Annotated in this window: 17 protein-coding genes; 4 read left to right on the forward strand and 13 right to left on the reverse strand. The window is 65.7% G+C overall.

Going from position 1 to position 24,337, the window contains the following annotated elements:
* Positions 1-7: 7 nt before the first annotated feature.
* From FHR21_RS16915 to FHR21_RS16965, 11 genes are all read right to left on the reverse strand, one after another.
* Positions 8-733 (reverse strand): hypothetical protein, encoded by a 726-nt coding sequence (locus FHR21_RS16915; protein ID WP_184100456.1) that lies wholly within the window; start codon positions 731-733, stop codon positions 8-10.
* Between the two features lie 10 nt (positions 734-743).
* Positions 744-2,321, reverse strand: a complete 1,578-nt coding sequence (locus tag FHR21_RS16920) for an alpha/beta hydrolase-fold protein (RefSeq protein WP_184100458.1) — start codon at positions 2,319-2,321, stop codon at positions 744-746.
* A gap of 443 nt (positions 2,322-2,764) precedes the next feature.
* Positions 2,765-4,006 (reverse strand): dicarboxylate/amino acid:cation symporter, encoded by a 1,242-nt coding sequence (locus FHR21_RS16925; RefSeq protein ID WP_184100460.1) that lies wholly within the window; start codon positions 4,004-4,006, stop codon positions 2,765-2,767.
* A 116-nt stretch (positions 4,007-4,122) separates the two neighbouring features.
* Positions 4,123-5,007: a LysR family transcriptional regulator gene (locus FHR21_RS16930; protein WP_184100462.1), complete on the reverse strand. Its 885-nt coding sequence runs from the start codon at positions 5,005-5,007 to the stop codon at positions 4,123-4,125.
* Between the two features lie 72 nt (positions 5,008-5,079).
* On the reverse strand, positions 5,080-6,654 hold the full coding sequence (locus tag FHR21_RS16935) for an N-acyl-D-amino-acid deacylase family protein (protein WP_184100464.1): 1,575 nt from the start codon (positions 6,652-6,654) through the stop codon (positions 5,080-5,082).
* Between the two features lie 12 nt (positions 6,655-6,666).
* A complete protein-coding gene (locus FHR21_RS16940; protein WP_184100466.1) occupies positions 6,667-9,492 on the reverse strand; it encodes a TonB-dependent receptor plug domain-containing protein in 2,826 nt (941 codons plus the stop codon).
* An 81-nt stretch (positions 9,493-9,573) separates the two neighbouring features.
* Positions 9,574-11,214 carry an N-acyl-D-amino-acid deacylase family protein gene (locus FHR21_RS16945; RefSeq protein ID WP_184100468.1) on the reverse strand — a complete coding sequence of 547 codons (1,641 nt, stop codon included), beginning with the start codon at positions 11,212-11,214 and terminating at the stop codon, positions 9,574-9,576.
* 36 nt (positions 11,215-11,250) lie between these two features.
* The gene (gene dgcA, locus FHR21_RS16950; protein WP_184100470.1) at positions 11,251-12,240 is read right to left on the reverse strand and encodes an N-acetyl-D-Glu racemase DgcA; all 990 of its coding nucleotides are present in this window, start codon (positions 12,238-12,240) and stop codon (positions 11,251-11,253) included.
* Positions 12,198-13,235 carry an N-acetyltransferase DgcN gene (gene dgcN / locus FHR21_RS16955; protein WP_184100472.1) on the reverse strand — a complete coding sequence of 346 codons (1,038 nt, stop codon included), beginning with the start codon at positions 13,233-13,235 and terminating at the stop codon, positions 12,198-12,200. Before dgcN ends, dgcA begins: the two co-directional genes overlap by 43 nt.
* Before the next feature lie 125 nt (positions 13,236-13,360).
* Complete coding sequence (locus tag FHR21_RS16960) at positions 13,361-14,647, reverse strand: MFS transporter (protein ID WP_221235234.1); 1,287 nt, start codon at positions 14,645-14,647, stop codon at positions 13,361-13,363.
* A 24-nt stretch (positions 14,648-14,671) separates the two neighbouring features.
* Positions 14,672-15,469 carry a 2-keto-4-pentenoate hydratase gene (locus tag FHR21_RS16965; RefSeq protein WP_246427291.1) on the reverse strand — a complete coding sequence of 266 codons (798 nt, stop codon included), beginning with the start codon at positions 15,467-15,469 and terminating at the stop codon, positions 14,672-14,674.
* Between the two features lie 169 nt (positions 15,470-15,638).
* Between FHR21_RS16965 and FHR21_RS16970 the strand changes: the two genes are divergently transcribed.
* Complete coding sequence (locus FHR21_RS16970) at positions 15,639-16,694, forward strand: LacI family DNA-binding transcriptional regulator (RefSeq protein WP_184100475.1); 1,056 nt, start codon at positions 15,639-15,641, stop codon at positions 16,692-16,694.
* Positions 16,695-16,697: 3 nt separating this feature from the next.
* On the opposite strand, the gene FHR21_RS16975 is transcribed toward FHR21_RS16970, so the two are convergent.
* A complete protein-coding gene (locus FHR21_RS16975) occupies positions 16,698-18,308 on the reverse strand; it encodes a family 43 glycosylhydrolase (protein ID WP_184100477.1) in 1,611 nt (536 codons plus the stop codon).
* 90 nt (positions 18,309-18,398) lie between these two features.
* Positions 18,399-21,191, reverse strand: coding sequence for a TonB-dependent receptor (locus FHR21_RS16980; RefSeq protein ID WP_184100479.1), 2,793 nt, complete (start codon positions 21,189-21,191; stop codon positions 18,399-18,401).
* Positions 21,192-21,454: 263 nt separating this feature from the next.
* On the opposite strand from FHR21_RS16980, the gene FHR21_RS16985 reads away from it, so the two are divergent.
* From FHR21_RS16985 to FHR21_RS16995, 3 genes are read left to right on the forward strand one after another with little or no spacing between them, the layout of a single operon-like run.
* Positions 21,455-22,846 (forward strand): pectate lyase family protein, encoded by a 1,392-nt coding sequence (locus FHR21_RS16985; RefSeq protein WP_420825296.1) that lies wholly within the window; start codon positions 21,455-21,457, stop codon positions 22,844-22,846.
* Complete coding sequence (locus FHR21_RS16990; protein ID WP_184100481.1) at positions 22,843-23,253, forward strand: cupin domain-containing protein; 411 nt, start codon at positions 22,843-22,845, stop codon at positions 23,251-23,253. Before FHR21_RS16985 ends, FHR21_RS16990 begins: the two co-directional genes overlap by 4 nt.
* Positions 23,250-24,230 (forward strand): alpha/beta fold hydrolase, encoded by a 981-nt coding sequence (locus FHR21_RS16995; RefSeq protein WP_184100483.1) that lies wholly within the window; start codon positions 23,250-23,252, stop codon positions 24,228-24,230. The genes FHR21_RS16990 and FHR21_RS16995 overlap by 4 nt, the downstream gene beginning before the upstream one ends.
* Positions 24,231-24,337 lie beyond the last annotated feature (107 nt).

Consider the following 24,337-nt stretch of genomic DNA (forward strand, 5'->3'; position numbering starts at 1 on the left):
CTCGCGGCTATTGCGTGATCCGTTTCACCACCTTCCCGGCCGCGTCGAGAAATTCGATACTCGGCTCGCCAGTCGCTCCGACCTTCAGCAACATGCGGGTCCTGCCGTCCTTGTCGGCGAGCTTGACAACCGCCTCTTCCGACGCCTTGCCGACAAACAGCCGCTCGGCCCCGGCGCCGCCATTCGCCTTCGCATAGGCGCGCATTTCTTCGCGAATGCGATCGCGCCCCGCTTCATCGGGCGCTTTTGCGGCGCGTTCGCTCATTTCCATCAACGGTTTGATCGACCAGTCGGGCCGGTCCCAGACGCGCAACCCTGCCATGCGCTCGCCATTGGCTTCGGCATATTGGATGCCGACCGTCTGATCCTGCTTATACTGGTCGAACATCAGCGACGCACTCGCCCGCCGGGCGTCGCCGACGCTCTTGCTGTCGAAGGTCAGACCACCGACTTCGTCGCCCTCGTCGTTGAAGAAGAGCATGCCGCCGGTGTCGCGGCTATGGTGCTTATATTCCTTGCCCCCCATGAACAGGCCCGGAAAGCGTTCCGAATTGGCGAGCACCAGGCGATATTTGCCGTCAGACTCGACGATGTTCAGGCGCTTGACGCTGATCTCGTCGAACACGCCTACCTGCGCCCCCGCGTCGGCCATGACCATCGCCGCGGGGGTCGCCGCGCCCGCCGCGAAGCCCGCTGCGACGAGCATCATCTGTCCCATTCGCTTGCCGTTCATCGCCTTCTCCTCAATAATTCCAGCTTGCGACCGGCGCGCCTTCGGGCGCCGTCTTGCGGACGTGATCGGCTACCTCGCGAACGACGCCCGCCCAGTCGGTATGATGCCAGTTATGCCCCTTTTTCGGCCGGCCATATTCGAAGCGGATCGGGTAATCCGGGCCCGCCACCTCGGCGATCATGTCCTGGTAGCGATACACCGCGAGGTTGAGGTAGAAATCGTCCATCTCGCCGGCGAAAAAATGGAGCTTGCCGCGCAGCTTCGGCCCCAGGGTCGCCCAATTGTCGCGGGCATAGCCCGACAGGTCGAAACCATGCTCGCGCATATAGCGGACGACCTCCTTGTTGATGGCTCCGGTCTTCTTGTCATAGAGCAGCACGGGATAGCCGTCGGGGCCGACCGGACCGTGCGTCGTCTGCCAGATATCGAGCTGATAATAGGACCGGCCCTTCGATCCCAACATCCCCTCGAACGCGGCGAGCGTGCGAAGGTCGATCAGCGGCTGCCCTTCGCGGCTGCGCCGGAACGGCTTTTCCTGCGTGATCCAGTCGTTGATCTTCAAGGTGAACATATTGTCCTCCTTGTAGATATCGGTGAGCTGGTAGCGGGTGAAGTCGATCGGGTCCGGGTTGAATACCCACGCACCGCCGAACAGGTCGGGATAATGGAGCTGCATCGCCAACGCCTCCCAGCCTCCCGTCGAGGCACCCTCGACGATCCGGCCATAGGGTTGGTCGATCAGTCGGAAGGTCTTTTCGAGATAAGGCATCAGCTCCTTTGTGATGGCATCGCCCCAAGGGCCGTTATTGGCCGAGTTGAGCGCATAGGATTCAAAGAAATAGGGGCCGGGTGTCTCAAGCGTGATCGCAACCATGCGCGGAAAATTCTCGCCCGACCATTCTTTCGCGAACTGATAGCCGGTCTTCACATTGGCATCGGCCGCGCTACGTCGCGCCGCCTCGGTATCGCTGGCGGGATCGGTGTCGAAGTTGAACGAGCCTCCGAAGTGTCCATTCGTATAGATCGCCGGATAACGAACATCGGGATGTTCGTCGAAATCCCGAGGAAGCAGGACCTCCGCCCCAATCGACATCGGAAGGCCCCAGAAATCCGACAATATCTTGCTCTTGATGCGAACGCGCTTGATCCATGGCGTATCGGGTTCGCGCGCGACGGGCGCGATCTTTTCGGTGAGCGTCAGGGCCACCGGCGCCCCTGCAGCCGGATCGAGCCGGACATTCACGGGCTTGCTATAGGGATTGCCCGGAAACATCGGAGCGATGACACGCTGATCGCTGGTCGGAACCCAGATGATGTGGCCGTCGGCGCGCTTCGCTCTGGTATAGGGGATGAGAACCGCCTGAACCGTGTAGTCACCCGCGGGAAGCCGGTCGAGGCCGAACGGAAAGCCGTCGGCCTTCGCATCGACGGTCACGGTGCCGCCGGGCGCCAGATGTTCCACGTCGACACCGAAAGCGGGTGGACCGTTCATTCCGATCATCTGACGGGGTTCGACCTTTGCCTCGGCATCTTTCGACTGCGCGGTCGCGACGACGATAAGGCGCCCCGTGACGGGCGCGTCGACCAAGGTCTGCGGAAGCGAAACCGTGAAGCTGATCTGCGCAAGCGCTGACCCAGATGACACAAGCCCGACAAAGGCGATTAAAATTGCAACGAAGCGCTTTCCACAGCGGTCTATCATCGCCGTTCCCCCTCTGATATCTTTCCAATGGCTACGATGAACCGGAAGGCGATTTCCTCCATTCCGAAGACCCGAATGCCTCGCCCGCCGCTATCGCGCTGCAGATCGATGGCCGACGCCGGCGACATTTGCTCCCGTCACGCTGGCATCCGGGCTAACGAATGGCTGCTTCCAGGCGTCCACCCAGCAACACCGGATAGCTTCAGTCGGACGCTCACCACCGCTCGGATGAAGGTACGCAGTTCCGTCCCGTGCACAGGCATCGGTGGCTCGGCCCGATCAGAGAATGCTTGCGCCCACGCTCGACCTGAGCCCGCCGCGCCGCGCCGTCAGCGCTGCGGCGGAGCGCGGTAGATTCCTTCGTCGAGTTCGCCCTCCCAGCGTGCAACCGTCGTCGCGACCGCCAGATTGGCGCAGGCGCTCGGCACGGTGCGAGTCATGTCGAGCAGGCGGTCGAAGGGCAGTACGAAACCGACGATCAGCGCGGTCTGTTCGGGTGCGATGCCGACCGCCGACAGCACGGCCGCGAGCATGAACAGCGAGGCCGAGGGCACCGGCGCGGTCCCGAAGGCGGCGAGCGCGCCGGTCAGAAGGACGATTAGCACCACGCCCGCGTCGAGCGGCACCCCGAAGGCCTGGAGGCTGAAGATGCTGAGCAGGCCGACATACATGGCCGTGCCGTCCTTGCCGATGCTCGCGCCGAGGGGCAGCACGGTCGAATAGACCGTCGACGAAACGCCGAGATTGCGCCCCGCGACAGTCATCGCGACGGGCAGCGTCGCCGAGGAAGAAGCGGTCGAGAAGGCGACCGCCAGCGCATCGACGATGCCGCGGAAAAAAGGGGCCACCGGCAGGCGCGCCAGCAGCCGCAGCAGCAGGCTGTGCACCAGCAGGATCTGTATCAGAGACCCCAGCACCACAGCGAGCGCCAGCCAGCCAATATTGACGAACACCGCGGCGCCATTGTCGGCGACGGCATTGGCGATCAGCGCGAAGACGCCGATCGGGGTCGCCTCCATCACCAGCCCTACGATACGCAGCAACACCGACGACAGCGATTGCAGCAACGCCGCGAACGGCTTGCCCGCCTCGCCCGAGAACACGGTACCGACGCCGGTCAGGATGGCGACGAAGATCAGCGCCAGCATGTCGCCCTTTGCCAGCGCCTCGACGATATTGGTCGGCACGATCCCGACGAGCTGGTCATAGAGCGGCACCGGATCGCCGAGCGCCTGGGGCGCCGCCTGACCGATGGGAACGCCGACGCCGGGTTGCAGGACCACCGCGACGAGCATGCCGATCGACACCGCGATGGCGGTGGTCAGCGCGAACAGCCCGACCGTCCGCCCGCCGAGCGGTCCGAGCCGCTTCGGGTCGGCAAGCGAGGTGATGCCGGCGGCGATGGTCACGAGGACGATCGGCGCGACCAGCATGCGGATCGCGCGAACGAAAAGATCGCCGAACACCGCAACGCTCGGTGCGGCCTGGGGCCAGACGATGGCGAGGAGCAGGCCAAGGAAAAGCCCGCCGAGCACACGTTTCCACAGCGGAATCGCGAACCAGCCGCGCATCAGCGAATATCCGTGGGACGAAGGGCTGGGCGCATGGAGTCGATCATCCGGCCCATCCTAGGCGCGCGCATCCATGCCCACCGCATATCATATGTGCTCGCCCCCATAACCCCCCGCTATATGCTGTCGATCACCGCCGAGACGACCTTCAGGAAATCGGTCGCGACCGCCGTGGGCGGCCGGTTCAGCAGGTGCATCGCGTAAAGATCGAAGGTCAGCGGCGGCTTCAGCGGCCGGACGGCCAGTCCCGGGGCGAGCGCGGCCTGCGCGGTGAAGCTGTCGACCACGGTGAGCCCGACACCGGCCCGGACCAGCGCTGTGGCGATGAAGAAGGTGCGGGTCGATATGGCGTTGTCGAGCGCGAGGCCGAGCCGCTGCTGCTCGCACACGAAAATCTCCCCGATCGGGCCGCTCGAGGCGACGCTGATGAAGCGATGGCCTTTCAGGTCGGCGAGTTCGAGGCGCGACGGCGCGGCAGGCATATCCTCTTCGCGGTAGAGCACCACCAGTTCACCCTCGCCGAGCCAGCGGCTTCCGACCGGAGCGTTCCGCGGCACCTCGACCGCGATCGCGATGTCGGTCTCGCGCTCGTGCAGCTTGCGCACCAGATCGTCGTGGTGGACCGTCTGGAGGTCGAACTGAACGTTGGGATGGCTCGGCAGGAAACGCGCCACCGCCTCCGGCAGCACGCCGAGCGCGAGCGACGGCAGCGCCGAGACGCGCAGCATCATCCCCGCGCCGCGGCGCAGGTTACGCGCGCCCTCGCGTAGCGCCAGGACGCGCTCCTGGATCTCGCGGACCTCGGCGAACAGGGCGTGGGCATCGTCGGTGGCGACGAGCCGGCCGCGGGTCCGTTCGAACAGGCGAAAACCGAGCGTCGATTCCGCGTGGCGCAACGTCTTCGAGACCGAGGGCTGCGACACGTTCAGCGCCCGCGCTGCAGCGCTGACCGAGCCATTGGTATAGACGGCGTGAAATATCTCGATCTGTCGCAAGTTCATCGCGACCATCGTTGCCGCCTATCCGCGCCGCGGCAAGTCATTTCCGCGGCATATCCAGATCCCCCACCGGGTTCAGGGCGTGCGCAGGAGAACACGACCGAAGCGTTCGGGCGCGGGCTTTCCGTCAGCGATCGCGGCCTTTCCGTTCACGAAGACATAATCCATCCCGACAGAATAGGCGTGCGGCTGTTCATAGGTGGCGACGTCGCGAACCGTTTTTGGATCGAAGACGATGACGTCGGCGAACGCCCCTTCGCGCAGCATCCCGCGATCGGGAATCGCGAATATCTGCGCGGTCAGGCCCGTGCCGGCGTGGATTGCGTGCTGCATGTCGATGACCTTGTTGTCGAGGACATAGTGGCGCAGCTTGCGCGGGAAGGCGCCGTAGGCGCGCGGATGTTCCGAACTCTTGCCGAATTCGGGGAGGCCGCCGTCGGTCGAGGTCATCGTCCACGGCTGGCGCATGAAGGCGGCGACATCGTCGTCGCTCATGTTGAACGACACGGTCGGCGCGCCGCCCTGGATCAGCATGTCGATCGCGACGTCGAGCGGGTCCTTGCCCTGCATCGTCCCGATCTCGTCGAGCCTTTTGCCCTCGAGCGACGGGTCGGGCGCGAAGCGGCGGATCATCAGCGCGTGCGGCCCGGCGCGCCGTGCGAGGTTCGGCACCATCTCGGCGCGGATCTTCGCGCGCATCGCCGGGTCCTGTAGCCGCTTCGCGAGCGCCTCGGCGCCGCCCTCCTGCGCCCAGCCCGGAACCAGCGAGGCCATCAGGCTTGAGCCCGAGGCGGTGTAGGGATATTGGTCGGCCCAGATCTCGACGCCCGAGGCGCGCGCCTTTTCGATATGCGCGATGACGTCGGCCGACTTGCCCCAGACTTGTGGCCCCAGCACCTTGATGTGCGTCACCACGCCGGGAATCTTCGCCTCGCGCGCGACGGTGATGACCTCCTCGACCGCTTCGACGACGCCGATATTGTAATTGCCCTCGTCGCGGACGTGGCTGGTGTAGATCGCGTGCGGAAATGGCGCCGCGGCCCTGGCGAGGCCGACGATCTCCGCCGTGTTCGAATATTTGGCGGGAATGTAGAACGGTCCGTCGGACAGGCCATAGGCGCCCGCCTTCATCGCCGCGGTGACCAGCCCCTCCATCTTCGCCTGTTCCTCGGACGTCGGCAGCCGGTCGACGTCGCCCATCACCGCGCGGCGCACGGCGTTGTGGCCGATCAGCGGGACGACGTTGACGCCGGGGATGTTGGTTTCGATCTCTGCGATCTGAGGGCCGAGGTCGGCCGGGCCACCGCCATCGGGGTTGATCATCAGCGTCGTGATGCCTTGGTGCAGCATCGGCAGCGCCGCCGCCAGTTTCGCCGTCTGAATGTTCGGCGCGGCGTGTGAATGCGGGTCGATGAAGCCCGGCGCGACGATCTTGCCGCTCGCGTCGATCAGCGTCGTCGCGGTCGCGGCGGCCGGGATCGTCCCAACCGCCGCGATGCGATCGCTGGCGATCGCGACATCGGCGGTGCGGCCCGGCGTATCACTGCCGTCGTAGACCGTGCCCCCGCGGATCAGCACGTCATAATGCTGGGCGAGGGCGGGCGAGCCTGCGGTCAGCAGGGCGGTGAGCGATAATGCCAGGCGTTTCATCTCCGGTCTCCCTTACATTTCGAAGCGGACGCCGACCCGGAAGGTCCGGCCGAGCAGGTCGTAGAGCGACTGGTTGGTCGCCGGCGTCGCATAGGCGCTGCCCGCAGGCCCCGGCGCGACGACCGGCGGATTCTTGTCGAGCAGATTGTTGGCGGCGAGATAGAATTGCATCTCCCTGCCCCCGGCCTCGATATTGAAGGTCAGGGAGGCGTCCAGATAGAAGGCCCCGGCGATGCGATTGTCGTTGATCGTCCGGTTCGTCACGGTCGAGACCGGGCAGGATGCCGTGCATTCGATGAAGCTGGTGTCGTAAACCCCGCTGCTCACCCCGCGTCCGGTCAGATTGAAGGTGAAGTCGTCGTTCGAATAGGTCCCCTGGACGCGATAGAGCCATTTCGGCGTCCCGCCGGGGGCGTTCTGGCCCACCGTGTCGGTCGGCACCTCGATGCCATTGTCGAAATAATTCTTGATGTAGCGCGTCGCCATCGCGCGCAGCGTCAGGTTGCCCGAGGCGACCGGCACGCGATAGCTGCTTTCGAAATCGATCCCCTTCGCGCGCTGGACGGCGAAGTTGAACGGGCTTTCGAAGACCTGCAGATTATTGCCGAAATCATTGGGTCCGCGGACGACCGCGCTGCAGAATTCCTGGACGCCCTCGGCGCAGCGATCGACGATCGTCTGGGCGTCGACCGAACCGATCGCGCCCTTGATCTTGATGTCGTAATAGTCGACCGACAATGCAAAGCCGCGTAGGAATTGCGGTTGCAGCACTACACCGACACCCCATTGATCGGCTGTTTCGGGCTTGAGGGCCGGGTTGCCGCGGGTCGTACCCGCGAACTGCACCGAGGCATTATTCTGCGTCGGGTCGATCAGCACATTGATGCGCGTCGAGCCGGCGGTGAACAATTCGCCAAGATTGGGTGCGCGGATATCGCGCGAGCGCGTCGCGCGGATGCGGATGTCGGGAATGGGTTCGAAGGTCAGCCCAGCCTTCCACGTCGTGACATAGCCCGACGTCGAATAGTCGGTCCCGCGCACCGCGCCGTTGAGGTCCAGCCCTTCGATCACCGGCACCAGCAGTTCGAGATAGGCTTCGGTCACATGATAGGAACCGAAGCTGGGCAGGAAATTGCCGACGAACCAGCCCGACTGATATTCGGGCAGCACCTCGCCCGACACCTTCTCGCGCCGGTGCTCGCCGCCGATCGCGACCGAGACCGGGCCCGCCGGCAGATCGAAGGGGTCGAAGGACAGGTTGGCGGCAAAGACATCCTGCTGGAATTTCTGGTTGCGGAAGGGATTGCCGAGCACCCAATCACGCGCCTCCTGGCTCGCTGTGCCGATGCCGAGACGATTGAACGGGATGCAGCCATTGTCGGTATCGGTCAGCGACGAGCGGCAGACGATCGTCCCCTCGGGCACGCCGAGCGCGTTGCCGGCGGGCGCGAACACCGCATCCTGCGCGAGCGCGAGGCGGGCGTTGTTCGAGATGTCGCGCGCCATCTCGCGCGTGCGGCTGATGCCCTTTTGATAATAGGCGTCCCAGCGCGCTTCGGACCCGAACAGGTCGAAGCTGCCGTTCGCGCCGACGACGTAGCGCTGCAACTCGCGCCGCGTGTCGTTCTTGCGCACCGGCAGATTGGCGTTGGTCGTGCCGAGCTTGAATTCGGCGATGCCAAGGTCGTCGAGCCGGGTACGCACCTCTTCGGGGATGAAGGCGTTGTCCGACCGGATCGTAACATTGCCCTGGTTGAGCTGAATGCCGAGGTGGCCGATATTCTTCGACTTGGCATAGGAGGCCTGGACGAAGAGATTGAGCCAGTCGGCGACCTCGTAGCTGAGGCGACCGAACAGGCTCTTCCTGTTCTCCGACGGGTCGAGCGACTGATAGCTGTTGACCTGCGTCGATTGCCAGTCGCCGCCGATCATCCACGGGTTGCGCACCGTGCCATAGTCGAATTGGCCGACCGCCCCGCCGAGACCGAAGGTCGTGCCGCGCAGTTCGGTATCGGTGATGATGCCACCCGGCGTCGCAAGGCTGAGGCCCGCACCGCGGACGACAAGGCGCTCAGGCTCACCATTGCCTGCGACATAAGCGGGGTTGTTGATCATGTACCAACCCTGCTGGTTCCAGTCGCGCGGCACCCGGTGCAGTCCCTGCTTCACCGCGATTTCGCCGTTGAGCAGGATATGGCCGCGGCCGGCGGCGAAGGCCTTGCCCGCCGTCAGCGTCGCGCGGTAGCTGGGGGCGTCGCCATAGGCGGTGAGCCCATATTCGGCCGATGCCTTGAGCCCGGTATATTCCTTGTCGAGGATGAAGTTGACCACGCCCGACACCGCGTCGGAGCCATAGGCAGCCGAGGCGCCGCCAGTAACGATCTCGACACTCTTGATCAGTCCCTGCGGGAAGGTGTTGACGTCGACGAGCCCGCCGAGCGTCGAGCCGACCGAGCGCTGGCCGTCGAGAAGCACCAGCGTCCGCGCCGTCCCGAGCGCGCGAAGGTTGAGTGCATTGACCCCGGCGGTACCGGCGCTGATGTTGAGGTTCGAGCTGGCCGGCGTCACGCTGCCGACGAGCGAGGGGATGTCGTTGACATAGTCGGCGATGTTGGCAGGCGCGCTCGCCTCGATATCCTCGGCACCGAGGACGGTCAGCGGCGTCGGCGCCTGATAGCCGTCGCGCTGGATGCGCGTGCCGGTAACGGTGATTTCGGCATCGGGCGGCGCGACGGTCCCGGCGGGCGCCGGGGAGGCGTCCTGCGCCTGTGCGGGCAGGTTCCACAGCAGTGCGACGGTGAGCGCGGTGGCCGATACGATCGACGTGGATCTGGACATGTATTTTCCCCTTTTTTCTATCTCTGTGCGTGGAGGGCGCCTCCCGGAACCGCCGGAGCCCCACCGACGGATCATCCCCTCTTATGACGATGGACAGGTGCCCGGTGCCGGGCGATGCGGCAACGGGCGACCGCTCGCGATTCCGGTGGGTTCGCCATTCTCGATCGCCAACTGGCCGTTGACGACGACGAAGCGCATGCCGGTCGAGAACAGTGTCGGATGGGTGAAATCGGCGCGTGGCGCGAAGGTCGCCGGGTCGAAGGCGACGATGTCGGCGAAGGCACCGGCCTTCAGCGTTCCGCGCCCGTCGAGTCCGAACAATTGCGCGGTCACCGACGTGCTGCGGTCGATGAAATCCTGCAGGTTTATGACCTGCTTGTCCTTGACATAGGTCGCATATTTGCGCGCGAAGGACGCATAATAGCGTGGGTGTCCACGCGACGCGTCCGAACTCGTCACCACCCAGGGCTGTTTCATGAAGGCGGCGATGTCGGGCTCGGTCTGATTGAACGATGCAACCCCCGTCTCGCGCTGGGTCAGGATGGCGATCGCCGCGTCGACGGGATCGACCTTGCGCTCCTTGGCCACCTCTTCGAGCGTCTTGCCCTCGACGTCGGGCGCGCCCGAGGTGATAAGCAGCGACGCCGGGCCGCCGCGGCGGCGGAGATTGTCGGCAATCTCCGGCCGCATCTTCGCCATCGTCGCCGCGTCGGCGAAGCGCTTCAGCATTTCCGGACGGCCGCCATCCTGCGCCCAGCGCGGCAGCAGCGCCGCGGACAGGCCAGTCCCCGACGCCGACCAGGGATATTGATCGGCGTGAACCACCTGCCCGGCCTTTTGCGCCGCCTCAATCTCGGCGATGATCTGCGGCGCCTCGCCGTGCACGTCGACGCCGAGCGCTTTGATATGCGCGATATGCACCGGAATCTTCGCATCGCGGCCAACCGCCAGCGCTTCGTCAATCGCGCCCTTCAAGCCGATGGTATAGCTCGATTCGTCGCGGATATGGCTGTCGTAGACGCCGCCCTTCACCGCCGCCGCCCGGGCGAGCGCGACCACCTCGTCGCGTTTGGCGAAGCTTTGCGGCGCATAGAAGAGACCGGTCGAGAAGCCGAGCGCGCCGTCGCACATCGCCTGGTCGACGAGGCCGACCATCTTGTCCAGTTCGGCCGGCGTCGGCGCGCGGTCGTCGGGACCGATCACCTTCATCCGCACCGTGCCGAGGCCGACATAGGTCGCGAAATTGATGCCGTAATCGCGCGACGACTGGCCGAACCCTTCGAGTTCGCCCTTGCCCGCCTCCAGCTTCGTCAGGCCGAAGATATGCGCGACATCGGGGTCGCCGCCCCCGTCGACGCCGATGAAGGCGGTGGTGACGCCCTGCGTCAGGAAGGGCAGAACCAGCCGCGAGGCTGGATCGGTCGACGTCAGCGCATCGTTTACATGGGTGTGCGGATCGATGAAGCCGGGCGCGACGATCAGTCCCGTGGCGTCGATGATCCTGGCCGCGCCGCCTGGGGCCTTCGGGCCGACATAGGTGATGCGATCGCCGCGAATCGCGACGTCGCCGGTGAAGGGCGCCGCGCCGCCCGGATAGACGGTGCCGCCGCGAAGGATGAGATCGGCCTGGGCGGCCTGCTGCGCGGTGCCGGGGGATGCCGGAATCGCCGCCGCGGACAGAAGCGCAAGCGTTGCGGCGGCATATCGGATGGAATATTTCATTGGCGACACCCCTATTTATTTTGCGATCGGAACGACCTAGCTCGTTCCCCAAAAGCCCGGCGCCGGTGGCGTCAAGACACCCCCCGCGCCGTTCACCCCGCCGGGCCGGTCGGCGGAAAGCCAGAGCGGCCCGTCGAGATCGACGAACGCCGAGCGCGCCGCAATCACCAGCGCCGGCGCAATCGACAGCGACGAGGAAATCATGCTGCCGGTCATCACGCCGAGCCCCGCGGCTGCGGCCGCATCGGCGAGCGCCAGGGCGCCCGTCAACCCGCCGGTCTTGTCGAGCTTGATATTGATGACCTGATATTTGCCCGCGAGCGCATCGACATCGCCCGCGACATGCGCCGATTCGTCGGCGGCGATCGGGACGAGCGGCGCGAGACCTTCGAGCGCATCGTCGTCGTTCGCTGGAAGGGGCTGTTCGAGGAGGTCGATCCGCAGTTCGGCGAGCAGCGGCTGCAGGCGCTCGACCTCGGCGATAGTCCAGCTTTCATTGGGGTCGACGATCACGCGCGGCCTGGGCGCCGCCGCGCGCACGGCGCGAATCTGGGCTTCGGGGTCTGAGCGGTCGACCTTGATCTTGACCAGCGGCGCGTCGGCGAGCGCCGCGGCGGCTTCGGCCATGGCGCCGGGCCGGTCGAGGCTGACGGTAATCGCGGTCGGCGTCGGCGCGATTGCCGGCCGGCCAAGCCGTTCGGTCACGCTGCGTCCAGACAATTTGGCCTGAAGGTCCCAGAGCGCGCAGTCGACCGCGTTGCGCGCCGCCCCCGCCGCCATCGCGCCCTGCAACTCCTCTCGGGTCGCGCCGCCTTCGATCGCGCCGCGCGCCGCCTCGATCGCAGCCAGCGCGCCCTCGACCGACTCGCCGTAGTGCGGATAGGGCACCCCCTCCCCGCGTCCGGTCGCACCGTCGGCCGAAATCTCTACCGTCACCACGTCGGCGACGGTCTTGACTCCGCGCGAGATGCGGAACGGGGTCCTCAGAGGGAAGGCATCGCGGCGCGCGACGAGGGTTCGAAGCATTGGTTGATCCAGTCGATAATGGGGTCCACTCCCATCGAAAAGGGGTCGACGCACGGCAGGCCGAGCGCATCGGACGTTTCGCCGCACATACGATGCGCCTCGGCGGACGAAAGCTTGGAGGTGTTGAGCGCGATCCCGACGGCGCGAACACCGGGGTTGGTCAGGCGTGCGACGCGCAGATTGGCCTCGAGCGTCTCTTCGAGGCCCGGCATCGCATAATGCGGAAGGCCGCGCATATGCGGCCGCACCGGATCGTGGCACAGCAGGATCGCATCGGGCTGCGCGCCATGGAGCAGACCGGTCGAGACTCCCGCAAAGGACGGATGGAAGAGTGAGCCCTGCCCTTCGATCAGGTCCCAGCCGTCCGCGTCGCGCGCCGGCGACAATTGCTCGATCGCGCCCGAGATGAAGTCGGCGATCACCGCGTCGAGCGGCACCCCGCCGCCCGCGATCAGGATGCCGGTCTGGCCGGTGGCGCGGAAATCGGCTTTCATACCACGCGCGCGCATGCCCTTTTCAAGGCAGAGCGTCGCATACATCTTGCCGACCGAGCAATCGGTTCCGACGGTCAGCAGGCGCCGCCCGGCGCGGGGCTTGCCGTTGCCGACGGAAATGTCGGGCCGCGGATCGCGCACGTCATGAAGCTGCCGTCCGTGGCGCGCTGCCGCCTCGACCAGCGCCGGTTCGTCGCGCAGGCGGTGATGCAGCCCAGAGGCGACGTCGAGCCCCGCCTCGATTGCCGTCTGCGCATCGGCGACCAGTTCGGCCCCGAGCTTGCCGCCGGCGTTGGCGATGCCGAGGACGAGCGTCCGGGCACCCGCAGCAACGGCCTCGGCGAAGCCCATGCGCGGCAAGCCGAGGGTCAGCTCGCAGCCGTCGTGCCGAAACTCGCCGACGCACTCGTCGGGCCTAAAGACGGCGAGACCACGCGACGTCTTGATTCCGACCTCGTCGTTCACATTGCCGAGGTAAAGCAGATAGGGAGCGGCGATCATCAACAGCCTCTTCGGGTTTGGATACGGCCATCATGGCCGAAGGGCGGCGCCCGCGCGTCTTCGAAGACGACACCTTCCTATAACCCCAGGCTATATATCCGGCTCCGTGGCCGGAACCTCTGCTTTCAGACTTCGACCCGCGCCAGTTTGGGCGACAGCATATGCACCGCGAGCAGCGCGACAAAATAGGCGCTGGCGCAAATAGCAAATAATATCTGATAGTTATTGCTCGTCTTTTCGAGGATGTAGCCGGTAAACAGTGCCATGCTCATGCCGCCGACCGCGCCCAGCATCCCGCCGATGCCGACGACCGATCCGACCGCGCCGCGCGGAAAGATGTCCGACGGCAGCGTATAGAGATTGGCCGAAAAGGCCTGATGCGCCGCGGTCGCGAGGCCGATAATCAGCACCGCGGTCCAGACATTGTCGATATCCTGCGCGAAATAGACCGGCACGACGCAGCAGGCGCAAAGGAACATCGTGACCTTGCGCGCGAAATTGGGCGTGTGGCCGGCCTTGATGAGTCGCGACGACAGCCAGCCGCCGGCGATGCTGCCGAGGTCGGATATCAGATAGATGGCGGCGAGCGGCAGGCCGAAGCTCTTGAGGTCCATGTCGTAGCGCTCGAACAAATAGCCGGGCAGCCAGAAGAGGAAGAACCACCAGATCGGGTCGATGAAGAATTTGCCGAGCGCGTAGGACCAGGTCTCCTTGACCCCGAGCAGGCGGCGCCAGCCGATCGGCGTCACCGGATCGGCGGGATCCTGCTGAATCCACGCCTTCTCGTCCGCTGACAGCTTCGGGTGCTCATCGGGATGGCGATAGAGCGCCCACCAGGCGATTAGCCAGACTATACCCAGCAACCCCGTGATATAGAAGGCGACGCGCCAGTCGAACATCAGCACCAGGAAGGGCACGAGCAGCGGCGTCACAATCGCACCGACATTGGCGCCGGCGTTGAACAGGCCGATCGCGAAGGCGCGTTCCTTTTGCGGGAACCAGTCGGTCACCGCGCGGATGCCCGCCGGGAAATTGCCCGATTCCCCGATACCGAGGCCGAAGCGCGCGAGCGCGAACTGGGTAACGCCATTCGCCAGCCCGTGCGCCATGTGGCTGACCGTCCAGATGACGATCGCAACCGCATAGCCGAGCCGCGCGCCGATCAGATCGACGATGCGGCCGAAACCGATATAGCCGATGGCATAGGCGACCTGGAACCAGAAGACGATCGTCGCGAAATCGCCCTCGGTCCAGCCCATCTCCTGCTGCAGCGTCGGCTTGAGGACGCCGATCATCTGGCGGTCGACATAGTTGATCGCGGTGGCGAGGAAGAGCAGGCCGACGATCAGCCAGCGATAGCGTCCGACATTGGGCGCCGGCGGCGCCCCTCCCGACTCGATTGCCTGCGCCAATGTCCCTCTCCCTTTGTTATGTCGTCAAAGATGCGCCACCGTGCAGGCGACCGAAATCGTGCCGCCGAAGCGCGCGTCGGCGCGCTGCCCCGCCGCAATTTCGTGAACGCCGGTGATCGCGCCGGCCGACAGCCAGGTTCCCGGCGGGATCGCGATGCCGCGCTCCCGCAGCGTGCGGATCAGGAAGAGCGCCGAGCCGAACGGGCCATCGAGCATCGTCGCCATGGTCGCTGCGCCGACGCATACGCCGTCGATCAGGAATTCGACCGGCATGCCGATCAGGTCGATGGTGCGCCAGTCAGTGATCGGCGGGCCGAGCACGAGCCCCTTGTTGTTGCCATAGTCGGACGCGGTCACCGCGGGACCGTGCGCGTTGATCCCTGCGAAGGGCGAACTCGCGATCTCGATACCCGTGCGGATTTCGGTGATACAGGTCCTGACGCTGTCGATGTCGTAATCCTGTTCCGCGACCTCGCCGAAACAAAGCAGCACCTCGGCCTCGGCGGCGACGAAACCGCCAGCGTAGACGCCCATCGCGGGAACATGGCCGTCGCCAGCATCAATAATCTCGTCGGCGAAGATCGGGCCGGTCAAGCGGTTGCCGCCGTACCGATCGACGAGGTCGGGCGCGATCCGGCCCACCTTCCAGCCACCGATCGGCCGCCCGTCGAGCGCAATCGCCGCGTCCTGGATCGCATAGGCGTCGGCCATCGTCCGCGGCACAACACCGGGATAGACGGTAAGCGGTGTCTTTTCCGCGCGCGCCGCAACGAAAGCGCGGGCCACATTTTTCTGTTCGTCGGTCGCCCGCATCGTCGTCATTTCCCTCTCGTGCCGGATGCTGTAAAAGACACCGGTGTCAAAAGCAAGCACTCCATCGCCGATGCGGTTGATTTTGCCCCTGCGAACGCCCATCAATGGCCCAAGGGCGGAAAACGCGCGGCGGCGACGCCCGGCGCGGGCGATCCCCCGGCAAAGGAAAGCAGACCCTATGGCGGCACGCGCAACCGGAAAGAGCGGAAAGCAACCGACAATCAACGATGTGGCAGCGCTCGCCGGGGTTTCGAAGAAGACGGTCAGCCGCGTCATCAACCGATCTGAATTCATCACCGAAAAGACACGACTGGCGGTGCAGCAGGCGATCGAGACGCTGGGCTTCGTCCCCAATCCACAGGCGCGCGCGCTCGCCTTTCGCCGCAATTTCCTGATCGCGCTACTCCACGACAATCCGAACGCGCAGACAGTGCTCAATTTCCAGCAGGGCGTGCTCGACGCGATCAAGGACAGCGACCTTGCGCTGCTCGTCCGCCCGGTCGACCGCGGGTCGGGCGCGATGCTGGAGGATGTCCGCATCTTCCTCGAAAAGCAGCGGCCGATCGGCGCGATGCTGCTGCCGCCGATTTCGGAGAATGACGAACTCGCGGCGCTCTGCGAGAGCCTGGGCGTGCGCTATGTCCGCGTCGGCTCGGCGTTGCTCGACGATGCGCGGCATTGCGTGTCGTCGAACGACCGCGAGGTGGTGGCGGAAGCGGTGCGCAAGCTGATCGCGCTCGGTCATCGCCGCATCGGCTTCGTGCGCGGCCCCGCCGGCTTCCGTTCGGCCGCCGAACGCGAAAAGGGCTTTCACGAGGCGCTCGAAGAGGCGGGCCTGTCGCTCGCCGACGACCATTATGCGCCGGGCAATTACCGCTACACCGCGGGGGTCGAGGCAGGCGAGAAAATTCTGTCGCTGGCCGAGCCGCCGACGGCGATCTTCTGCTCGAACGACGAGATGGCGGCGGGGGTGATGAGCGTCGCGCACGGCAAGGGCATGGCGGTGCCGGGCGAGCTGTCGATCATCGGCTTCGACGATTCGCCGACCGCGACGCATATCTGGCCAACGCTGAGCACGGTGCGCTGGCCGATCCGCGAGATGGGGGTGCGCGCCGCGCGCACGCTGGTCGCCGATTTCCTGGGCAAGGAGGCGAAGCTTGCCGAGGACGAAAGCCCGGTGCTGCCCTCGACCTTCATCGAGCGCCAGTCGGTCGCGCCGCCGCCGCCTCGCTGATCCTCAATCGCGCGCGCGGTAGGTGAAGTTCGAGAAGCGCGCCTCCCCTTCCCCCGCCGAATAGAGGCCGGGACGCAGCATCAGGAAACCGCCGCGCACATTGTGGTGATAGCCTGATACCTCCATGCCGCGGTCGAAGCGCGTCCACGTCTTTCCGCCGTCGCCGCTGGTGTCGTAAGTGATGATATGGCGGTCGTTGGTGACGCGCATCCGCATTCGGCGCCCGTGCGGATTGGCTGGCCGCGCGCGCTCGATGCCATATTGATGAGTGACGAAACGCTCCGCATCGAAGCCGAGGCCGCAATAGAGCCTGTCGTCGTAAAAGAGGATCAGTCCCGCGGTGCCGCCCGGCGCGATCTCGATATCGCATTCGAAGCGATAGGCCTGGTCACCCGCGATCGTCAGCAGCGGCGATGAATCGACCGGCGCGGTGCCGCGCGCGGTCAGGATCAGCGCGCCGTCCGCGACGCGGGCGCGGCTGCGCTCGTCGGCCGCGGGGCGGAAGAAATTCCATTTGGCGCCGAGCGCGAGGGTGCCGAAATCGTCCGACAGCGCCATGCCGTGCGGCCCCGCCGCGCCGCCCGCGGGCTTGGCGAGCGGTTGCGACAGGTCGCCGCCGCGCATCCGGAACCAGCCGTCGTCGGTCCATTCGACCGGGTCGAGCAAGGTCTGGCGCCCGAGCGTCCAATAGCCCGCCTCATAGCCGTGATAGACGCTCCACCAGTCACCCGCCGGCCCTTCGACCAGCGTCGCATGGCCGCGCGACCACCAGGTCTCGGCGCTCGACTTCGTGTGGACGAGCGGATTGTGCGGGCAGTTCTCCCACGGGCCGTGGATCGAGCGCGAGCGCGCCGCGATCACCATATGGCCGGTCGGCGGTCCCGCAGTGCCGCCGACCGCGGTGACCAGGTAATAATAGTCACCGTGGCGCGCGATCTTCGGCCCCTCGGGCGCAAAACCCTCGACCACCCAGTCGGCGGGATAGCGCCACGGATCATAGACATGCTCCGGCTCGCCGATGCGGCTGAGGCCATCGTCCGACAAGCGCACCCGGTCGCCGCCCGACAGGAACAGCCAGCGCGACCCGTCTTCGCCGACCGCGTGGCCGGGGTCGATATGATCGGGCAGATGCAAGTCGACGGGGTCGCTCCACGGCCCCTCGATCCGATCAGCCCAGATCACCCAGCTCGTGTTCGGCCCCTTGGTCGGGATGTAGAGATAATAGCGCCCATCATGCTTGCAGAGCTCGGGCGCCCAGACCGACCCGATGTTCCTGGTCAGCGCCGGCCCGACCGGCCGCCAGTTCACCAGGTCGCGCGAATGCCAGATGACGAGCCCCGGATAGGAATCGAAGGTCGAGAAGGTCATGTAATAATCGCGCCCGTCCTTCAGGATCGACGGGTCGGGATGGTCGCCGGCCATGATCGGGTTGAGGAAGCGCCCGTCGCCGAGATCGGCCTTGCGCTGTCCATCGAGCCCGCGCGCCCAGCGCGGCGCGGCGAGCGGCGCGCAGGCCGCGGCCGGCTGCACGGCGGCGGCGGCCGCAGGACCGGTGAAGCCCGACGCGAAGACGCCAGCCCCCGCCAGCTTGAGCAGGTCGCGGCGGTCGGTCATCGGCTTTTTTCCTTCCTAGACGAAAAAATACCCGGTCCTCGATAGCGAGGACCGGGTCATGGGGATGTACCAGGGACTATGTCTGCACAATCAGATCTTGAACCGCGCCCCGAACAGGAAGGTGCGGCCGTAATGATTATTCTCGTAATTGCGGTTCGCCTCGAGGTCGACGAAGCGATAGCGGTAATCGTCGGTCAGGTTGGTGCCCTCGATCGACAGTTCGATATGGTCGGTCAGCGCATAGCGGATCGAGGCATCGAGGTTGAACGAGCTGCCATAACCTTCGAACACATTGTTGTTGCCGCTGGTGCTGTCGTTGTAGCCCGAGCGCCACGCGGCCGAGGTGCGGACCGACAGCTTGCCGTCGTCATAATAGACTGTGGCGTTCCACGCCCGTTTGGCGAGGCCGAGCAGCGGCTGGGTGTAGGTGCCCGCCGGGGGCGCCACCAGATCATTCTCGGCCGGGTCATATTCCAGCGCGCCGCGGATCGCATAGTCGACGTCGCTCTTCACGAAGGTCGCGTTGCCGAGCACGCCGAAATGGCGCAGCGAGTCGGAGAAAACCGAGAAGGGAAGCTGGAGCGACAGCTCGACGCCCTTCAGATTCGCGCCGGGGCCGTTGATCGTCGTGCGATATTCGAATTCGCGATTGGGATCGTCGCCCCGCACCACCGCATTGTAGGCTGGCGTGTTCACGGTCAGCAGCGACGTCGGCAGGCCGCTGTCCGCATAGGTGCCCTGGAACGAATCGGACAGCGGGAAGCTGACGATATCCTTGACGAACAGCGCGACCGACGCGATCGCGCCCGGCGCGAAATACCATTCGGCCGCAAGGTCATAGGTCGTCGCCCGATAGGGGTCGAGGAAGGGGTTGCCAGAGGTGATGCGGAAGTTGAACTGGTCGACCGAACCGCCCGGCGTCAGACTGCCCAGCGTCGGACGGGTGATGACCTTCGCGATCGCGCCGCGCAGGATGATATTGTCGGTCGGGTGCAGGTTCAGGTTGAACGAGGGCAGCCAGTCGTCATAGCTGCGCTCGACCGTGACGAAGGTGCCGCTGTTGAATCCCGACGAGCTCTGGTCGGTCTTCGCATAGCGGACCCCGGCGTTGCCGGTGACGCGCATCCCGAGCACATCGGTCTCGAACTCGGTCATGAACCAGCCGCCATAGGTCTTTTCGGTGACCGAGCGCTGCTCGCCCTGCTGGAGCACCGCGGGACGGCCATAGAGGTCGACCAGCGCGGTGCCGGCGTCGAGGTCGGGCACGACCCAGGCATTGGTGTTGCCTGACGGCTGGCCCGCCTTGCCGAGTTCGAAAATCTCCGCGATGTCGCCGGTGACCGGCAGGCCGTTCGTCCCCGGCGCGCAGGTGAAGGCCGCGCAATAGCTGCTGTCGCGGCGATAGCCGATGGTGTCGAAATCGAACTGGCGGAAGAAGCCGCCGCCGAGCAGGCTGAAGCGGTCCGCGACGTCCCAGTCGAAATCGGCGGCAAAGGTCTTGAACTTGTTGGTCAGGAAAGACGGGCGGTCGCGGAACTCGGCCAGCTCGAACGCGGTCGGATCGTCGATCCCCGCGCCGAAGCTGAGCAGCGGGTATTTCATGTTCGAATAGTCGTAATGATAGCCGGTCGCGTCGGTGTCGTCGAACGCGAGCGTCGTTTCGACCGGGATATCGGCCTTCGACTTCGAAAAGCCGCCGAGCAGGTTGAGCTTGAAACTGTCGGTCAGCCGCTGTTCGAGCCGCCCCGAAAGCTGATAGAATTTGGTCTTGCTCTGGCGCGAATAGCGTTCGGTGCGGACATAGACATTGTCGAGATCGGCCGAGATCAGATTATTATCCGCGTCGATCGTGTAGTTGGACACGTCGATGCCGGCCTCTTCGCTGCGCAGCAACACCTCGCCCCAATATTCGTCGCGGGTTTCTTTGAAGGTCGAATAGAGGCCGTCGATCGAGATCTTGGTATTCTCGGTCGGCTCGAACTGGATCGACGCGGTGGCGCCGAGCCGCTCGCGCGCGTGGCTGACAAGGCCGTAGCGCGGAATGCGCGGGTGGAAGGCCTCGGCGACTTCGATGCAGCCGGCCGACGGGTCGGCGACGAAATCGCTGCCGGCAAGACAGGTCTCGCCATCGACGCTGCGGAACGGCGCCTGCGCCCAGCGGACGCTGTTGTTGCCCAGTTCGTGCGTCGTATAGTCGGCCCAGGCAACCGAGGCCGAAACGCCGAAAGTGCGGTCGGCATTGGCCCAGGCGACAAGACCCGCGAGGCGTGGATCGACATCCTTGGTCAGATCATTGTAGCGCCCCTGCACCGAGACCACGGCCGTCAGCCCTTCCTTGCCGGCCAGCGGATTTCCGGTGTTGAGATCGACCACCGCCCCCAATGACCCTTCGTCGAGCGACGCCGACGCCGTCTTGTGGACGACGAGCGAGGTGAACAGTTCCGACGCGAAGACGTTGAAGTCGAACGCGCGGTCGCGGTTCGCCGACGCGCCGTCGGTCGAGGTCGCGATCGTTTCCATGCCGTTCAGGCGGACGCGGGTGAATTGCGCGCCCAGGCCGCGCACCGTGATCGCGCGGCCCTCGCCGGCGTCGCGCTGGATCGAGATGCCGGGAATGCGTTGCAGCGATTCGGCGAGATTCTGGTCGGGGAATTTGGCGATATCCTCGGCGACGATCACGTCCACCGCGCCGGTCGCATTGCGTTTCTGGTCGAGCGCCTTGTCGAGCGAGGCGCGGAAGCCGGTGACGACGATCTCGTCGCCGCTCGCGGCCGTCGCGCCCGCCTCCTGCGCATGGCCCGGCGAGACCGCCAGCGCCGCGAGCGACGCGCCGCACGCCAGCCGGGTCCAACTGCGAATGCCCCATTTATTCTGCATAGCCATCATCATCCTCCCTTTTCGCAGCGCATCCCTGCCTTTGGCAAGGAATGACACCGGTTACTTTCATGAACCAAACGAATCGAACCGATCGTTCGTCCCATCATCTGTCAGGAGTGTGCGTGGGCCCGTGCCGAATGCGGCCGGTCGGGACGCCCTCTCCCCCATTATCTCTTTGCCGGTCTAGGTAACCGGTGTCAAAAATGATTGAAGGATTGTCGCGCCTATGTCAAGACCCCAATCGCGATGAGAGATACGGGAGAGAATGGATGCTGAAAAAGCTGTTGGTCGCCGCGCTTCTGATGGCCCCCGCCCTGCCCGCGAACCCCGCTTTCGCGGCCGATTCGGCGGCGCTCGCCTTCCCCGGCGCGGTCGGTCCGGCGGCGGCGACTCCGGGCGGGCGCGGCGGCAAGATCATCCGCGTGACGACGCTGGCGCCCGACGGTCCGGGCTCGTTCAAGGCGGCGGCCGAGGCGAAGGGGCCGCGCATTATCGTGTTCGAAGTCGGTGGCGTGATCGACATGGGACGCAAGACGCTGACGATCACCGAGCCCTTTCTGACCATAGCCGGCCAGACCGCGCCGGGACCGGGGATCACGCTGATCCGCACCGGCATCGACGTGAAGACCCACGACGTCGTGATGCGCCACCTCCGCGTCTATACCGGGGTCGATGGTCAGCCGAAACGCAGCGGATGGGAGGCCGACGCGCTGTCGACCGTGGGCGCACACAATGTCGTGATCGACCATTGCACTTTCCTGTGGGCGCTCGATGAGAATATGTCGGCGTCGGGCCCGCGCTTCGACGGCAAGACCGTCGCCGAATGGCGCGAGGGCACCAGCCACGATGTCACCTTTTCAAACAATCTCGCCGCCGAGGGGCTTGCCGACGCAAGCCATCCGAAGGGAGAGCACAGCAAGGGCTCGCTCGTCCACGACAACACCACCGGCATCGTCTTCTATCGCAACATCTGGGCGCATAATGTCGAGCGCGCGCCGCTGGTGAAGGGCGGGGCACAGGTGCTGATGATCAACAATCTGATCTACAATCCCGGGCACCGCGCGGTGCACTACAACCTGATGAACCTCGAATGGGTCGGGCACGACTATGTCACGGGCCAGATCACAGCGATCGGCAATGTGATGCGCGGCGGCAACGACACCGACGAGGGCCTGCCCTTCCTGATGCTCGGCGGCGACGGCGACCTGCAATATTATGGCAAGGACAATATCGCGGTCGACCGCCACGGCAATCCGCTCCCCGAATTCGGCCGCTATGGCGAGACGCGCGCCGAGTTGATCCGCGCCAAGGCGCCCCTGGCGCCAGTCGCGGATTATGACATCCTGCCGACGCGCGATGTCGAAACCTCGGTCCTCGCGACCGCAGGCGCGCGGCCCTGGGCACGCGACGACGAGGAAATTCGCATCCTCTTCTACATCGCCGAAGGGCGCGGCGAGATCATCGACGACGAGAAGCAGGTCAGCGCCTATCCCAAGGTCGAGGAACCCGTGCGCGCACCGTTCGTCGAGGCCGAATGGAACCTCGCGACGATGGAGCCGAAATCGGGCCGCTACCCCGCGCAGACCACGCCGGTGCCGCAGGAGCATCTGTCGGCGCGCGACCTCGATTCGCGTGGGGATTCGCGCGGGGGCGTGAAATGAGCGCGTTGCTCGCGCTGCTGCTCGGCGGTGCCGCGGCGCCCGCGCCCGCGATGATCGTGATCGACGAGGCGGCGACGGTGCGCGAGGAAGCGCCGCCGCACGGCGCCATCGGCCTATCGACCGCGTGGCGGATCAGCGACGCCGTCCCCGCCCCGCGCAGCTTCGAGTTCAGGAAGCGCGCGCTGCACATCGGCGCCGCGATCGGCGTGCACCGAATCGCCCACGACGAAATCTATTATGTCGTCTCGGGCACCGGCATCGTCCATTCGGACGGCGAGGAGAAAGCGTTGAAGCCCGGCATGGCGGCCTGGCTCTACACGGGCGCGCAGGTCGGCATCCGCCAGACGGGAAACGAGCCGCTGGTGCTGATCGTCGCCTACCCCAATCCGCCGAAGGCCGGACAGTGACGCTCGGCCGCCGCGGCCTGCTCGCCGCGGGCCTCGTACTGCCCTTCGCGACCGCCGCCGCGACCGGAGCGAAGGAGGCGTGGACGCGGCCCGCGGGCCTCGCGCCCGACGCGAGCGTCGCGCTCTGGCCCGACCGCTATCTCACCGCGCCTGAAGGCCTCACCGAGCGCGTCGTCCAGCGCAGCGACGACCCGCAGGCCAGCGACCGGATGCTCGAACATATCGTCCGGCCACGGCTCGACATCTTCCGTCCAGCCAACCCCAATGGGGCCGCCATGATCCTCGCGCCCGGCGGCGGCTATCGCTATGTCGTGATCGACAAGGAGGGCTATGAACTGGCGCGCTGGCTCGCGGCTCGCGGCGTCACCGTCTATGTCCTCTTCTATCGCCTGCCGGGCGACGGCTGGACGAACGGCGCGGACGTGCCGCTCGCCGACGCGCAGCGCGCGGTGCGGCTGGTGCGCAGCCGCGCCAGGCAGGACGGCATCGACCCGGCGCGCGTCGCCTTTGGCGGCTTTTCGGCCGGGGGTCATGTCGCGACCAGCCTGCTGACGCGCTTCAACGCCGGCGTCTATGATCCGGTCGATGGCGCCGACGTCCTCCCGGCGCGGCCCGATGCGCTCGCCGGCCTCTATCCGGTGGTGTCGATGGACCCGGCGATCGCCCATGCCGGGAGCCGCGCAAAGTTGCTCGGGGCGGCTTCCGAAGCGGCGCGCGAGGCGCTCTACTCACCCGAACGCAATGCCCGCCCCGACCAGCCGCCGCTGTTCCTGCTCCACGCCGAGGACGATAATGTCGTCAAGGTCGAAAACAGCTTTTGCTTGCGTGCGGCGACGCGCGCGGTCGGCACGCCATGCGAGAGTCATTTCTTCGAGCGCGGAGGGCATGGCTTCGGACTGATGAAGACTGCGGGATTGCCGGTCGCCGCGTGGCCCGAACTGCTGTGGGCCTGGCTCGGCAGTCATGGGATCGTTTGAGATTCACACCCCCTTCCCCCTCGATGGGGGAAGGATATGGAGCCTTATCGCGAAGCGATTAGGCGAAGTTGGATGGGGGTGAGAGTGCGTCATCGCACCGTCGCCAA

It is taken from the genome of Sphingopyxis panaciterrulae, from assembly GCF_014199295.1.
GTDB classification, from domain to species: domain Bacteria; phylum Pseudomonadota; class Alphaproteobacteria; order Sphingomonadales; family Sphingomonadaceae; genus Sphingopyxis; species Sphingopyxis panaciterrulae.

Excerpts from the sequence above, each read along its gene's own strand:
- FHR21_RS16915 (WP_184100456.1), bottom strand. The coding sequence starts at position 733 with ATGAACGGCAAGCGAATGGGACAGATGATGCTCGTCGCAGCGGGCTTC.
- FHR21_RS16925 (WP_184100460.1), bottom strand. The coding sequence starts at position 4,006 with ATGCGCGGCTGGTTCGCGATTCCGCTGTGGAAACGTGTGCTCGGCGGG.
- FHR21_RS16930 (WP_184100462.1), bottom strand. The coding sequence starts at position 5,007 with ATGAACTTGCGACAGATCGAGATATTTCACGCCGTCTATACCAATGGC.
- FHR21_RS16935 (WP_184100464.1), bottom strand. The coding sequence starts at position 6,654 with ATGAAACGCCTGGCATTATCGCTCACCGCCCTGCTGACCGCAGGCTCG.
- FHR21_RS16940 (WP_184100466.1), bottom strand. The coding sequence starts at position 9,492 with ATGTCCAGATCCACGTCGATCGTATCGGCCACCGCGCTCACCGTCGCA.
- FHR21_RS16945 (WP_184100468.1), bottom strand. The coding sequence starts at position 11,214 with ATGAAATATTCCATCCGATATGCCGCCGCAACGCTTGCGCTTCTGTCC.
- dgcA (WP_184100470.1), bottom strand. The coding sequence starts at position 12,240 with ATGCTTCGAACCCTCGTCGCGCGCCGCGATGCCTTCCCTCTGAGGACC.
- dgcN (WP_184100472.1), bottom strand. The coding sequence starts at position 13,235 with ATGATCGCCGCTCCCTATCTGCTTTACCTCGGCAATGTGAACGACGAG.
- FHR21_RS16965 (WP_246427291.1), bottom strand. The coding sequence starts at position 15,469 with ATGACGACGATGCGGGCGACCGACGAACAGAAAAATGTGGCCCGCGCT.
- FHR21_RS16970 (WP_184100475.1), top strand. The coding sequence starts at position 15,639 with ATGGCGGCACGCGCAACCGGAAAGAGCGGAAAGCAACCGACAATCAAC.
- FHR21_RS16975 (WP_184100477.1), bottom strand. The coding sequence starts at position 18,308 with ATGACCGACCGCCGCGACCTGCTCAAGCTGGCGGGGGCTGGCGTCTTC.
- FHR21_RS16980 (WP_184100479.1), bottom strand. The coding sequence starts at position 21,191 with ATGGCTATGCAGAATAAATGGGGCATTCGCAGTTGGACCCGGCTGGCG.
- FHR21_RS16985 (WP_420825296.1), top strand. The coding sequence starts at position 21,455 with ATGCTGAAAAAGCTGTTGGTCGCCGCGCTTCTGATGGCCCCCGCCCTG.
- FHR21_RS16990 (WP_184100481.1), top strand. The coding sequence starts at position 22,843 with ATGAGCGCGTTGCTCGCGCTGCTGCTCGGCGGTGCCGCGGCGCCCGCG.